A 13,961-nucleotide genomic window follows, 5' to 3' on the forward strand; every position below is an offset into this window, starting at 1 on the left:
GCCTCAGGACTGGGTGAACTGAACGTCCGCGACGCCCGGTACGCCCGCGGCGAGGGCCGTCACCACCTCTCGTTCCGGATCGTCGAGCGCGAGCCCGGTGATCGCCACCGTGCCGTCTGTGATCTCGACCGTCCACCGCCGCGATCCTGCGTAAACGTCGAGACGATGCTGCACGTCCTTCGCTATGCGGGTGTCGTCCATTGTCAGGAGCGCGAGAAGATCACGCCGGGTGACGATTCCGATGACATCGTGTTCGTGGACGATGGGAATTCCGCGTAGACCCGAGCGCAGCATCGCCGACGCGAGGTCGCTGATGTCGGTGTCCGGTGTCATCGCAACGACCGGGGTGGTCATCGTCTCGGACACTGACAAGTCGGCTCTGGGGAGCGAGTGGAACTTTGCGCGGAGCAGGTCTCCCTCCGAGACGATTCCCACCAAGTGCTGGGACTCGTCGACGACGGGTAGGACGGTGAACCCTGTCCTCGCGATGATGCGGAGACATTCGTCGACGGCGGTCGACGGACTCACGGTGGTGACCGGGCTGCTCATGATGTGACGTGTATGCATGACGGCTCCATCCTTTCGACGTCCGGCGTCACGGTCGTGGTGATTACCTCGTGGGTTCCGGTCACCTGTTCACGGACACAGATGGAGGTGTAGCACCTGCCCGTCACCATTAGTAATGCTCTGCAAAGAGCAATGCACCCCAGGCTGTCTCGGCGCAGATCTCGGGCAGTCGAAATATCAATCAATTGAGGTCAGCGACGCACGATCAGCAGCGGGCGGCTGACGGCGTGGAGGAGTGCCCGGCTGGTCGATCCGAGCAACAGCGACGCGAATCCGCCGCGCCCACGGCTGCCGGTCACGACCAACTGCGCAGCCTCCGATTGCTGGAGCAGATGATGAACTGGCCGGTCCCGGACGACTACTTTGCGGACGACGACGTCCGGGTACTTGTCCTTCCATCCGGCGAGGCTCTCCGACAGGAGGGCCTGTTCCGCTGGTTCGGCTGCCGACCAGGCAAGTTCGTTGTCACTGAGATCGGCAGGCGCGACTGTCAACAGGCTGAAGTCACTCCACGCGTGCACCGCAACCAGATCGACGTCGCGCAGAGCGGCCTCCTCGAATGCCGCCGCGATGGCCGGTTCGCTGTTCGATGAGCCGTCGACACCGATGACTACAGGCCCGTCCAATGGAGGCGCATCCATTTCGGGCATTCCGCGGACCACCGCCACCGGGCAGGCTGCGTGACTGGCTACTGCGGAGCTGACCGACCCCACCAGGCCGCCGGTGAACTCTCCGAGCCCGCGGGAACCGACGACCAGCATGCGAGCCGACTTCGCCACCTCGAGCAGGGCCGGTACGGCCGAGCCGTGTTGCAGCACCGTCCGGAGGGTGAGGTGGTTGTCGCGAACGCTGCGTCGGGCGAGTTCCGCGGCTGTGGCAAGCCTCTGGGTACCCACGTACTCGATGCCGGTGAACACGCCCGCGGACAGGTTGACGGCGTCGCCGAACGTACCATGAGCAGCCGGGAGGGCGGACACCAGAAGTAGCGGAACACGATGGCGGACAGCTGCGTCGGCGGCCCAACGTACGGCCTCGAGCGACTGCGCCGATCCGTCCACACCGGCGACAATCGGTGACTCTGTCTTCATCGCAAAGCCTCGTTTCAGTTCGGGCGACCCGCCGCGAATGTTCACTCCCAAGATCGCCCGAATAGGGCACAAGCCAATCTCCGGACCGACGAGCGGCCGATCACAGCGAGTTGACGCCCTGTAGAAGTAGGGTGGGTAAACCCGGGACCATCAGTCCGACACCAACGGACACAATCGTGGCGCCGGTGACGCGGTGGCGCGGATTGCGGAAGACACCGAGCCCGACGAAGACCACCGCGGCTGCGCCACCGAGAACGGTGAGGGGAGACGTCACCGACAGTGCGCCGACCCCCACGAGGGTGGCGGCGGCGATCCAGGGCCATCGGAGGTCTCGGGCGTCGAGATACTTGGTCTGCACTGCCACCTCCAGTCGGGCAAGGTCGAAGATCGGGGTCGACTGAGGGCTATTGGCTAGTCCGGAGGGATGTGCACCTCGGTGATGCCGGGTACGGTTTCGGCCAGCGCGGCGATGACATTTCGTTCCGGGTCCTCCGGCGTGGCCCCGAAGATCGTGGCGGAGCCGTGGGCAACGTTGACGCGCCATCGGCCGGCTCCGCCGTAGATATCGAGGCGGTGTTGCACTTCCTTTGCGATCTGATCGTCGTCCGTCGTGAGGATGGCGATGAGATCGGGACGGGTGACGATCCCGAGGATGTCGTGATCGTGCACGATGGGGATGCCGCGCAGCCGCGATCGCAGCATGGCGGACGCGAGTTCGCTGACCTCCGCGTCCGCGGTCATCGCCACGACGGGACTGGACATGACATCGCCCGCGGTCGCCTCATCCTGCGTCGTGGCCGTCGGTTCGGCCCCGCCGAGCTCACGGAATCGTGCACGGAGAAGATCCCCCTCGGACACGATGCCGACGAGATGTTTCTGCTCGTCGACGACCGGGAGCACTGTGAAACCCGACGTGCCGACCACTCGGAGGCATTCGTCGACCGAGGTCGACCGATCCACGGTGGTGACCGGGCTGCTCATGACGTGTCGTGCCTGCATGACGACTCCTCTCGTTGCTTCTTCAGCGTCGGCGTGCCGGCTGCCTCAGGACAAGGGTCCTAGGACCTCACCTCCGCGGATTCGTCGGTGAGCGGAGGAAGGTTCCCCGGAAGGGTCCAAATGCCCTGGTGACGAGATCGCCGGTGCGCGATGGTGAAAGTGAGCACGGAGGTGAGATGGATGGTCAAGCGTTGGCTGGTCATGGAGACCGAGCACGACGGCGTGCGAATGCCGTTCGCATCCCGCCTCGCCGGGGCCGGGAGGCATCTACCCTCGACGCATCTCACTACCACGGACCTGATGTCGACCACCCGGCACTCGACGCACATCGACCTCGAGCGGCTCACCGGAATCCGTGAGCGCCGGGTATCGGTGGGGGACGAGGACTCCTACACATTGGCGATCTCGGCGGCCCTGGATTGCCTGGAACGGTCGAACCGGGACGCCGCGTCGATCGATGTGGTGGTCAGTTGCAGCATCACCAAGTTTCACGGCGGGCTCACCCAATGGCTGGAGCCGACGATGAGTAGTGCTGTCGCGCAGGCGATCGGCGCACCGGCGGCGATGACTTTCGATCTCTCGAACGCGTGCGCCGGGATGTTGACCGGTGTGACGGTGATGAATAACTGGATCCGTCAGGGAATCGTCGAACGGGCACTTGTCGTCAGCGGTGAGTACATTTCGCAGCTCGGACAGAATGCTGCCCAACACATCCGGAACATCATGAGCAAGGAGCTCGCGTGCCTCACCCTCGGCGACGCCGGCGCCGCTCTACTCCTCGAACGCGCCCCCGCCGGGTCGGCAGGGATCGGTCTGGCCGGATTCACCACCGTCGCCGACTACAGTCGGCTCTGTCTCGCCTACCCCAAGGGCGGCGACCCCGGCGCCCGGATGTTCACCAATTCGCGGGGGATCCAGCGGGCGGCGATCGCGGACACCCCGCTGTTGTTGCACGAGGTGCTCGATGCCGCCGGTATCTCCCTCCACGACATCGATCACGTGATCACACACCAAACCTCGGCGCGGGCGATCCGTAAAGGGATGGCCGAGGTGACCGCCACGCTCGGCGATTCTCCGCGGCACGACGCCGTCATCACCGTCGACCGTTACGGAAATACGGCCTCGACGACGCACACCGTCGCGCTCGTCGAGGAACTCGAAGCAGGCCGCATCCGCGCGGGTGAAACCGTGGCGTTGATCGCGCTCGCCTCGGGTTTGGAGATCGGTGTCGTTCTGTTGACGCTGGACGAGGAATTGGTGGCACACTATGGGCACAGTCATTGATCGGCTCGATGTCACACGCGGCGGCTGGCGTACCCGCCACAGTGCATTGCATCTGGCGGTGTCGGCCGCCCAGACCTGCCTCGAACGGGCCGGCCGTCGGGCCGACGACCTGGACCTGCTCGTCAACGTCGGGTTGTACCGCGACCGGAATCTGGGCGAGCCCGCCCTCGCGGCGCTCATCCAGGAAGACATCGGTGCCCACCCGGAGGACCCCCACGACGACACGCACGGGACCTTTTCCTTCGATGTCGCGAACGGATCCTGTGGGGCTCTCAACGGTCTGCAGATCGTCGACGGATTCCTGCGGTCGCACACGATCGACTGGGCGCTGGTGGTTGCCAGTGACGCCGATCCCGGACGTGGGATGAGTGAGCACTTTCCGTTCGCGCCGACCGGGGGAGCGATCCTCTGCCGCTGGACCGACGACGAATACGGCCTGGGACCCGTCCACTGGGTGAACCGCTCCGACGCCGGTGAAAGCTTCTGCGCCACGGTCGGACTCGAGGACTCCCGGAACGTACTTCGGTTCCGGGAATCGGAGTCGATGGACGAGCGGTTCGCGGCCGCCGGAGCGCGGGCGGCACGAGAATGCCTGGAGGCATCGTCCGTTGAGCTCGCGGATGTCGATCTGATCGTGGCCGCCCCCGCCCGGCGGAAGTTCCGTGCGGCGCTCGCCGAGCACCTGGGTGTGCCCGTGCCGCGGATTGTGGTCGCGGATGACGAACGGATGCATACCGCGTCCCTCGTGGCAGCCCTGGACCGCCGGACCGGTGGCATCCCGGTCGGGAATCGAGTCCTGATCATCGCCGCGGGTGCCGGGGTCACAGCCGGCGCCGCGCTGTACCGCGAACGCCCCTGATTCCGGGCGAGGGCGGCGTCGGTCAGCCGGCCGCGCCGTGCCCCACGCCCTGCATCGCCGCGTGCTCGTGCAGCGCGAGTTCGGCGTCGTGGTCTGCCGGTTGGAGATCGAACACGACTTCGTGGACGGTTCCGGTGAACCGGTACGGGGCGTTGTTCTCGTAATCGAGGTCGACGACCAGGCCGTTGTCGCGGCCCACGTCCATTCCCGCGTACGAAGTGAAGGCGACCGGCACCGTTCGGGGCATGTCCCCCTCGCCGATCAGTTCGTCGTTCGCCCACAGGGACACGTGCCCACCGCTCCCCGGCTTGGGCTCGTCGGTCTCGAACAGCATCTTCACGGTGACGTCACCGGTCGGAATCGGCCGCTCGGACGTCTGCCTGTAGGTCTCCACACCGAGGAAGGAATAGGTGTGGTGGAGGATGCCGGTGTGGTCGACCCACAGTGCGAACCCGCCGATGAAGTCGGCGTTGGCGACGATGACACCCTCGGCGCCGTCATCGGGCACGTGGAGGTGCGCTTCGATGGCGTACGAGCGTCCTGCCACTCGGGGAACCATGCCGCGCTGCACGTTCTGGACGTCGCCCTTGAAGGTAAATCGGGTCGTCGTCGGCATCGGAGGCAGCAGGCCGAAGAAGATCGACAGCCCTCCGAGCAAGGGGAGCGCCCGGTTGCGTTCCGCCTCGCGCCACCACAGCTCCTTCAGGGCGTCGAGCTTCTCGGGGTGATCGGCCGCGACGTCCCGGGCCTGGGAGAAGTCGTCGGGCAGGTAGTAGAGCTCCCAGACATCGTCGTCCGGGTCGTAGACACCCGGTGCGAACCGTTGGATGGTCTCCGGGGAGAAGTCCCAGGGGGCTTTGTCCAGGCGGGTGCACGCCCACCAGCCGTCCTGATAGATGGCGCGGCTGCCGAACATCTCGAAGTACTGCACCGTGTGCTGCTCGGGGGCGGCGGCGTCGTCGAATGTGGGGAGAAAGCTCGTTCCGTCCATGGGCTCCTGGTCGATCCCGTCGACGGTGGTCGGTTCGGGCAGCCCGATCGCCGCCAGGACGGTGGGGGTGATGTCGATGCAGTGGGTGAACTGCCCGCGCACCTGTGCGTCGGGGGTGATTCGGTTCGGCCACGCGACGACCATCGGGTCGCGGTCCCCGCCGAGGTGGCTGGCCATCTGCTTGCCCCACTGGAACGGAGTGTTGTTCGCGTGCGCCCAGGCGGCGGCGAAGTGCGGAGCGGTATGGTCGCCGCCGAGCGCCTCGATCCCGCCGTATTCGTCGATCAGCCTCAGCTGGTGTTCGGCGTCGAGTACCACCCCGTTGAGGAAGGTCATCTCGTTGAACGAGCCGGTGACGGTGCCTTCCATGCTGGCGCCGTTGTCACCCCAGATGTAGACGACGAGGGTGTTGTCGAGGTCGCCCAGGTCCTCGATCGAGTCGAGCAGCCGTCCGACGTTCCAGTCGGCGTTCTCGGAGTATCCGGCGAACACCTCCATCTGTCGGGCGTAGAGCTTCTTCTGAGAGTCGGACAACGTATCCCAGGCGGGGAACAGATCCGGTCGCTCGGTCAGTTCGGTGTCCGCGGGAACGATCCCGAGTTGCTTCTGACGCGCGAGCGTTCTCTCGCGGTAGACATCCCAGCCGTCGTCGAATTGCCCCGTGTACTTGTCCGCCCATGCCCTGGCCACATGGTGCGGGGCGTGACTGCACCCAGTGGAGTAATACATGAACCACGGCTTCTGTGGGTCCTGGGCCCGGACACCGTGGAGCCACTGCACTGCCTTGTCGGTGAGGTCGTCGGGGAAGTAGTAGCCGTGACCGTCTTCGCCCTCCGGGACGCCGAGGATCGAGTTGTCCTGGGTGACGATCGGGTCGTATTGTCCGGCCGCACCACTGAGGAAGCCCCACCAATGGTCGAATCCCCACCCCGGGGGCCAGTTGTCGAACGGCCCCGCGGCGCCCTGCACGTTGTCCGGGGTGAGATGCCACTTACCGAACCCACCGGTCACGTACCCGTTCTCGCTGAGAATCCGGGGAAGTGCGGTGCAACTCCTCGGCCGCACCGCCGTGTATCCGGGGAACGGGCCCGGGTACTCGGCAATCGAGCCGAATCCCACGCGGTGGTGATTGCGGCCGGTGAGAAGCCCCGCCCGGGTTGGTGAGCACACCGCCGTCACGTGAAAGCGGTTGTACGTCAATCCCTGTTGCTGAACCCGGCTCAGTGTGGGGGTGCGGATCGCACCGCCGAAGGTGTCCGGGCCGCCGAAACCGGCGTCGTCGATCAGCACGATCAACACGTTCGGAGCACCGTCCGGTGGCTTCGGCCCGGGCACGATCGTCCAATCCGGTACGGATTCCTGCACCGTGCGGCCGATGGTACCCCCGAAGGTTCGGTCGGGGATCGGTAGCCGCGTGCGATCCGGATCGAATTTCCCCATCGCCTCGGCCAGGGACGCCTCCAGGTCCCTCAAACCCGAACCATCCAGTTCCGCGACCGACTTCAGTGGGGCACCGCTGAGCGCCTGCTCCACCGGGAGCCGGCTGCCCGACGGCAGGACTGCGATCACCACACACGTCCCGGAGGCCAGCGCCTCACCGACCTTGGCCTCGAGACCGCTCTTGATACGGTGCGAGGTGAACTTGCCTGCAAGCGCGCCGGCACCGGCGCCGACCGCGGCTGCAGCCAGCATCGGCGGGGCGAACAACCCCACCACCAGGCCGACGCCCGCACCCCACCCGGCGCCTTTCCGGCCCAGATGGTCGCCCGTGTCAATCACCGTCAGGTTCTCGTCCGCGTCCTTCGCAACCAGGACCGCACCCCGAAGCGTGATCTGCTTACCGCGCACCTGAACGGCGAGCGCGTCGAAGTCCTGCCGTGCACGATCGAGGTCCTGATAGCCGGCGACGAGGACCAGCGCGTTATCTTCACTCATGAGGCACTCCTCTGCGGTGTCGCCGGTTCTGGGTAGGCGGCCTGCTCTCGATGCTCGTCCGGCGGCAGACGCGCCGACAAGGATCAAAAGGCCTCAGTTTTCGGTAGTGGCCGCGATGCTTCGAGGTTTGTCGCCGAAGTCTGAACATTCTGAATGGGAGATGTTGTACAACAATGTTATTCGTTCAAGTCTTCGTGTGGGTGCCGTGATGTTCTTACGGTTGCGTAGCTGCGGTACCGTCGGCCGATGCGAGAGCTTGGAGTGTGAGGAGCATTTTCCGGCTCATGACGAAGCCGATCGGCTCCATCAGTAACGGCCCGAAACACAGACGGCTGACGATTCCGGGACCGCAGGTGCTGCGACCCCGCTCGATCAGCCGAGTGCGCCCAGCCTGGTCGGGAAGGAGATGAATGCCCAGGTGAAGGCGTCACCGGTGCGGGGGTCGCGGGCATGGAGAACCAGGCGTGCATTCGGTTCGACAGCCGCGACGGTCAGCGGGGGTGTCTTCGGGTGCAGCTGCACCTCGTCACCGGTGCCCAGGGTTTGGTAGTCGCGAAGTAGCTTCTCGGTGTTGCGCACGCGGCAGCCGATCAGGTTCTCGAGTCCGACGTAACTGTAGAAGCCTCCGCGACCCTGTCCCAGCTGGATGATCTAGGGCCACAACACTTCCGGCGGCGCGTCGACCGCGACGGCAGGCATGTAACGCCAGGTGCGGTTCGCGATCAGCTCTCTCCCGGCAACGTTGCCGCCGCCTCCGTTGCGGTTGCACCCCACCTCGTGCGCCATCGGCGTAGCGGTTTCGTCAGGATCACGTGCACCGCGATCAGCGCCGCGCCGCCAATGGTCTGCGTGATGACGGTCGAGCGGGTCACGTCGGCGCCTCCTGTCGGTAGAGGGTCGTTCCATCATCGAACCGGCAGGCCGGAGACGGACAGGGTGCTTCGGCCCGCTGCGCGAGGTGACGGTGACTTTGGACCCTGTGCGGTCCGAACTCGACGGTGTTCGCTGGATCATGACGACGAGGAGACCTCATGAATGTGCAACAGGCGGTGGTCGAACACCGTTGGGTCAAGCCGATCGATCAACTCGGATTGGCGGACGCACCATCAGTTGGGGGCAAGGCGGCCAATCTCGGTGAGCTGACGCGCGCGCGTTATCCGGTGCCCCCCGGATTTGCCGTCACCGCCGAAGGCTACCTGGAGGCGATGGAGAAGGCGGGAGTGCGCGACACCTTGCGTGACCACGCCTTGCCGCCCGCCGGGGCCGATGACAGCGTCTTGACCGCAGCGTCGCAGCAGTTGCGCGCGACCGTGCTCGGCGTCTTGATGCCCGCTGCCTTGCGCGCAGAAATTCTCGGTTCATATCGCGAATTCGGCGCCGGCTCGCCGAGGCTGGCGGTGCGCTCCTCAGCGCCCGCCGAAGACGCCGCGGATACGTCGTTCGCGGGTATCCACGACAGCTTCATCGGGGTATCCGGTGACGACGCGCTCATCGAGGCGGTCACCAAATGCTGGGCGTCGCTGTGGTCCGAGCGTGCACTCACCTATCGCAGTGTGCAGGGGGTGACCGAGGAGCCGTCGATCGCGGTCGTCGTCCAGTTGATGGTGGGCGCCGACCAGTCGGGCGTCGTCTTCACCGCGGATCCCAGAACAGGCGCACGGGACCGTATCGTCGTCGAAGCCGCGACCGGACTCGGTGAGGTGGTAGTCGGAGGACAGGTGGAGCCGGACACCTACGTGGTGGCGAAGTCGGGCTTCGCTGTGATCGATGCCCACATCGGGTCACAGTCGTTCTCGATCACCGCGGATGCGGAAGGGCAACATTCGGTGGAGATTCCCGCCACCGCACGGGGCCGGCGCGTTCTCACCGACCAGCAGCTCGAACGATTGGCGTTGCTCGCCGTCGCTGTCGAAGACCACTACCACGTTCCCCAGGATCTCGAGTTCGTCTTCGACGCCGATCGGCTGTGGATCGTCCAGACACGACCCATCACGACACTGGACAAGCCCCGGACCCACACGGAGCAGCCCCCCCAATCGACGAACAAGGTCCTCGTCCACGGCCTCGGCGCAGGTCCTGGAACGGCGACCGGCCGCGTCCGCATTCTGCGGTCCGTATCCGATGCTCACCGGCTGTCCGAGGGAGAGATCTTGGTGGCACCCATGACACGCCCCGACTGGCTCCCGGTGCTGCGCCGTGCAGCGGCGATCATCACGGACGGCGGCGGGATCACCTGTCACGCCGCCATCGTCGGCCGCGAACTGGGACGTCCGGTAGTGGTCGGGACCCGGACCGCAACGAGCGAACTGGTGGACGGGGCGATCGTCACCGTCGACGGAGACTCGGGGGTGGTCTACGACGGCGCGGTAGCTGCATCCGTATCGAGCACACCCGAGAGAGGGGCCGTTTCCGCTTCCTCACCGCGACCGGCGACTGACCGGGTCGGTGGGTTACCGACGCCGGAGGTGACGGCCACCTCCGTGTACGTCAACCTCGCGACACCGGACGCCGCCGAACGTGTGGCCGCATCCGACGTCGACGGAGTGGGCTTGCTGCGCGCCGAGTTCATGATCATGGACGCACTGGCCGGGACGCACCCGGCAGCCATGATCGCGCAAGGACGCCGCAACGAGTACGTGGCCAAGATGTCGGCGGCGGTCGAACGTATCGCCGCTGCGTTCGCCCCGCGTCCGGTCATCTATCGGGCGATCGATCTACGCACCAACGAATTTGCCGACCTGTCCGGTGGCGACGTGGAGCCTCACGAAGACAATCCGATGATCGGTTACCGCGGCTGTTTCCGCTACGTGCGCGAACCCGAACTGTTCCGCCTCGACCTCGACGTGCTGTTCACCGTCCGGAAGCGTTACCCGAACGTGCATCTGATGATCCCGTTCATTCGCACCCGATGGGAGCTCGCACAGTGCCTTGCGGACCTCGATTCCCATCCGCTGGGCGCGGATCGCCGCATGCACCGGTGGATCATGGCGGAGGTGCCCTCCGTCGCCTACTGGATCCCGGAGTACGCGGCACTCGGCATCGACGGTGTCTCCATCGGCACCAACGACCTCACCCAACTGGTGCTCGGCGTCGATCGGGATTCCGAGATCTGCCGAGATCTGTTCGACACCATGGACCCTGCCGTACTCGACGCCATCGACGTCATCATCGAGCGTGCCACACGTGCCGGGCTCACCACATCCCTGTGCGGACAGGCGGTGTCGACCAATCCCGCTCTCGCGGAACATCTCGTGCGCAAAGGTATTACCTCGGTGTCCGTGGCACCGGACGTTGCCGCCGTTACCCGTCACAATGTTTCGGCTGCGGAACGCAGGATTCTGCTCGACCGAGCGAGGTCCGATCTGCGGATGTCCGCGAACGGGGACCGGCGAGGTGCAACCCGGTGAGTGAGCCTGTCGCGATACCGATCAGCAGTGGCGGCGACTACGTCACCGCGCACCGTGACGGCAATGAACCGTGCTGCGCGAGGGGTCCGCTCTCAGCCGTGGAGGTCGATAGGGCCCCGGTTCGCCGGGTCACTCCAGTCGAGGTGGCAAGCTCACGCGGCCGCGTGAGCGTGCCAGTCTTACCGGAGACCCACAGGCGTATGTGCCATCAACCGCCAAACCGCTGTGGATGAGGCCCGATACGATCCGGGATGCGCGGAGTTGCGCGTGGCCGGTCTGTGTCTCGCGCATGCGTGACTATCCGACGGTCGTGTCTGCAGCAGACCCCTCTGTGAGCAGTGTATAGAACCGTTCGACGTCGGTTCGTCGGCACAGGGCGGTGCCCGGTGTCTGCAGCATGGCCGCCCCGGCGGCGATCCCGTACCGCACCGAGTCGCTCAACGACCGACCGCGCGCCAGGCCGCTCACCACGCCTGCGACCATGCTGTCGCCGGCACCGACACCGCTGACGACGGGGACTTCGACCGACGGGAAGTATTCGTCGCGATCCTGAGTGACCAACAGTGCGCCTTCGGCGCCGAGCGAGAGGACGACGACGTCGCAGACCCCCCGGTCGATGACCTCCCGCGTCGCGGCCACCTGGTCGTCGATCGCCGACAATTCGCGGCCCGTCCAGTCACGAAGTTCGCGGATGCTGGGCTTGACGAGAAAGACACGGCCTCGAAGTTGCCTCAACGCGGGACCGGACGTATCCACGATCACTCGTGCACCGAGGTCACCGACGGCGCCCGCAACATGCTGGTAGAAGTCGGCAGGTACATCCGGTGGCAGACTCCCGCTCACCACCACATAGTCGGCTCCCGAGGCGACCTCGATAAGAAGGTCGAGACAGGCTCTCTGTTCTCTCGTGGTCACCGTCGGTCCCGGCAGGACGAATCGGTACTGCAGACCCGTCTCGTTCTCGTTGATCGTCAGGCTCTCCCGTGTAGAGCCACGGATCGTCAGACTCCGGATGGGAACGCCTTCGGTCGCGACGAGGTCCTCGAGGGCTCGGCCGGTGTGGCCGCCTGAAGGAAATACCGCAGTCGCGGGGGTGCCGAGAACATGCAGGACTCGGGCGACGTTCAGTCCGCCGCCGCCGGGATCGCGGCGAGGCGCGCCGCAGCGAACCTTGTCGGTGGGGACCACCCGGTTGGTGCTTGTGGTGATGTCGAGCGCGGGATTCATCGTCAACGTCACGATGTCGGGCATGAGAACTCCTGTCGTCGGGCGAGCCGGGCCCGTGCCCGGGGGGATGGGCCGCTGTGACTAGTCATCTCGCCACCCCGATGTCGAATGCCAGATCCGCTCTGCCGCCTGCAGGCTGTCCTCGGGGGCGGTGTCCGTGTCGACCGCGGTGGCCGACGTCCACTCCGCGGCACGCGCGGCCATCGCGTCGTATACCGCGGGGGTGGCGTCCGAGTCGCCGGATGGGCGACTGCCGATTCTCGCGATCGCCACGCCGCGCGTTGCCCTGCATTCGAGTTCGACAAGATCGCTATGGGTGCAGGAAGCAATGAGGGCGGCGCGCTCACGGAAGATCGATTGGGTCCACGACGCATCCAGGACGACCGATCTTCCTGCCTCGAGGTTGTCGCGAGCGCGCCGCAGCATCTCGGCGTAGGTGCGGTCGGTCATGGTGCCGCTGTACAAGCCCTCACCGAATCCGGATACCTGCCGGGAATGCGGATCGAGCCCGGCGAGTTCTTTGCGGACGCGGTCGCTGGAGATGACGACGGAGTCGGTGACGTCAGTCAATCCGTTCGAGAGTGTCGACTTTCCGGTGCCGGGCAGCCCACCGACCAGTGCCATTCGCACGGTTCCGGCACGCAGATGCCGCAACGCGAGGCTGCAGTGCGCCCGGGCATCCTCGCGGGCAGTGTCCGAACCCTGCGTGTACCGCAAGCCGGCGACCTTCGCGCGGACGAACGCGCGATACGCAATGTAGTGATGCCAGAGAGATGCCGGTGGCTGGTCACAGGCCTCGGCGCAATACCGATCGAGAAACCGCGATGCCAGATCTTCACGCCCCAAGTACTCGAGATCCATGGCCAGGCATGCTGCATCGTCGACGCGATCGACGTGTCGGAGGTGGTCGTCGAAGTCGAGGCAGTCGAGGATGCGCGGCCCGTCGGCGAGACAGAAAATGTCGTCCGCGAGAAGATCTCCGTGACCATCGACGATCCGGCCTTCCCGAATGCGGCTTTCGAACAGCGGTTTCCGTCCCTGCAGATACCGGAGAGCCCGACGACCGACCTCGTCAGCGTCCGCTGCCGGCAGGACATCGCACCGGTAGCTCGTCACCTCGGAGACGTTGGCGCGCCACCGCGCTGCTATGGCGTCAGAGGTCGCGTCACGATCTATCTCCACACTCTGCTCCGCCCGGGCATGGAACCGGGCGATGGCGGCGGCGAGAGCATCCAGATGCGAGGTCGGATCCGCGCCGGTGCCGACCAGATTGGCCAGCCGAAGATCCGACGGCATCCGGCGCATCTTTACCAACGATTCGGTTTCCCCTCCCGCAGGGTTGGTCAATTCGGCGACTCCGAGGTAGACATCGGGACACAGCCGTTGGTTCAACGCCACTTCACGGTGGCAGGCCACACGCCGCTTGGCGGCGGTACTGAAATCGGCGAACGCCGTCCGAATCGGCTTTTTCGCTTTGAAGACGACGTCACCGACCATAACGAGATAGGCGGTGTGCGTCTCGACGCCGTTGACGTCGAGTTCGCCGACGGTCGATACCCGCGAACCCCCGTGCACTCTCCCGGACGTCGACATGGGACTTCATC

12 protein-coding genes are annotated in these 13,961 nt (G+C 65.7%); 3 read left to right on the forward strand and 9 right to left on the reverse strand.

Annotated elements, in window-relative coordinates; all coding sequences use genetic code 11:
* Positions 1 to 3 precede the first annotated feature (3 nt).
* The 4 genes from BLV94_RS02270 to BLV94_RS02285 form a co-directional block, all read right to left on the reverse strand.
* Positions 4 to 567, reverse strand: a complete 564-nt coding sequence (locus BLV94_RS02270; RefSeq protein WP_072950835.1) for a CBS domain-containing protein — start codon at positions 565 to 567, stop codon at positions 4 to 6.
* Positions 568 to 758: 191 nt separating this feature from the next.
* Complete coding sequence (locus BLV94_RS02275) at positions 759 to 1,655, reverse strand: universal stress protein (RefSeq protein ID WP_072950836.1); 897 nt, start codon at positions 1,653 to 1,655, stop codon at positions 759 to 761.
* A gap of 100 nt (positions 1,656 to 1,755) precedes the next feature.
* The gene (locus BLV94_RS02280; protein WP_072950837.1) at positions 1,756 to 2,013 is read right to left on the reverse strand and encodes a hypothetical protein; all 258 of its coding nucleotides are present in this window, start codon (positions 2,011 to 2,013) and stop codon (positions 1,756 to 1,758) included.
* A 53-nt stretch (positions 2,014 to 2,066) separates the two neighbouring features.
* Positions 2,067 to 2,654, reverse strand: a complete 588-nt coding sequence (locus tag BLV94_RS02285; RefSeq protein WP_072950838.1) for a CBS domain-containing protein — start codon at positions 2,652 to 2,654, stop codon at positions 2,067 to 2,069.
* Between the two features lie 180 nt (positions 2,655 to 2,834).
* Between BLV94_RS02285 and BLV94_RS02290 the strand changes: the two genes are divergently transcribed.
* Together BLV94_RS02290 and BLV94_RS02295 are read left to right on the forward strand one after the other, a co-directional pair.
* Entirely contained in the window at positions 2,835 to 3,938 is a 1,104-nt protein-coding gene (locus tag BLV94_RS02290; protein WP_083395428.1) for a 3-oxoacyl-ACP synthase III family protein, read from the forward strand.
* A complete protein-coding gene (locus BLV94_RS02295; RefSeq protein WP_072950839.1) occupies positions 3,922 to 4,797 on the forward strand; it encodes a 3-oxoacyl-[acyl-carrier-protein] synthase III C-terminal domain-containing protein in 876 nt (291 codons plus the stop codon). The genes BLV94_RS02290 and BLV94_RS02295 overlap by 17 nt, the downstream gene beginning before the upstream one ends.
* A gap of 22 nt (positions 4,798 to 4,819) precedes the next feature.
* Here the strand turns inward: BLV94_RS02295 and BLV94_RS02300 are convergent, their stop codons facing one another.
* The 3 genes from BLV94_RS02300 to BLV94_RS50255 form a co-directional block, all read right to left on the reverse strand.
* A complete protein-coding gene (locus BLV94_RS02300) occupies positions 4,820 to 7,723 on the reverse strand; it encodes an arylsulfatase (protein WP_072950840.1) in 2,904 nt (967 codons plus the stop codon).
* Between the two features lie 372 nt (positions 7,724 to 8,095).
* On the reverse strand, positions 8,096 to 8,302 hold the full coding sequence (locus tag BLV94_RS50250) for a hypothetical protein (RefSeq protein ID WP_244163417.1): 207 nt from the start codon (positions 8,300 to 8,302) through the stop codon (positions 8,096 to 8,098).
* 143 nt (positions 8,303 to 8,445) lie between these two features.
* Positions 8,446 to 8,595 (reverse strand): hypothetical protein, encoded by a 150-nt coding sequence (locus tag BLV94_RS50255; RefSeq protein ID WP_244163418.1) that lies wholly within the window; start codon positions 8,593 to 8,595, stop codon positions 8,446 to 8,448.
* Between the two features lie 159 nt (positions 8,596 to 8,754).
* On the opposite strand from BLV94_RS50255, the gene ppsA reads away from it, so the two are divergent.
* On the forward strand, positions 8,755 to 11,130 hold the full coding sequence (ppsA, locus tag BLV94_RS02310; protein WP_072950841.1) for a phosphoenolpyruvate synthase: 2,376 nt from the start codon (positions 8,755 to 8,757) through the stop codon (positions 11,128 to 11,130).
* A gap of 297 nt (positions 11,131 to 11,427) precedes the next feature.
* Here ppsA and BLV94_RS02315 read toward each other — a convergent pair whose 3' ends face one another.
* The gene (locus tag BLV94_RS02315) at positions 11,428 to 12,381 is read right to left on the reverse strand and encodes a 1-phosphofructokinase family hexose kinase (protein WP_072950844.1); all 954 of its coding nucleotides are present in this window, start codon (positions 12,379 to 12,381) and stop codon (positions 11,428 to 11,430) included.
* Positions 12,382 to 12,438: 57 nt separating this feature from the next.
* The gene (locus BLV94_RS02320) at positions 12,439 to 13,950 is read right to left on the reverse strand and encodes a bifunctional aminoglycoside phosphotransferase/ATP-binding protein (protein ID WP_072950847.1); all 1,512 of its coding nucleotides are present in this window, start codon (positions 13,948 to 13,950) and stop codon (positions 12,439 to 12,441) included.
* Positions 13,951 to 13,961 lie beyond the last annotated feature (11 nt).

Source organism: Rhodococcus koreensis, from assembly GCF_900105905.1.
Lineage (GTDB): Bacteria > Actinomycetota > Actinomycetes > Mycobacteriales > Mycobacteriaceae > Rhodococcus_F > Rhodococcus_F koreensis.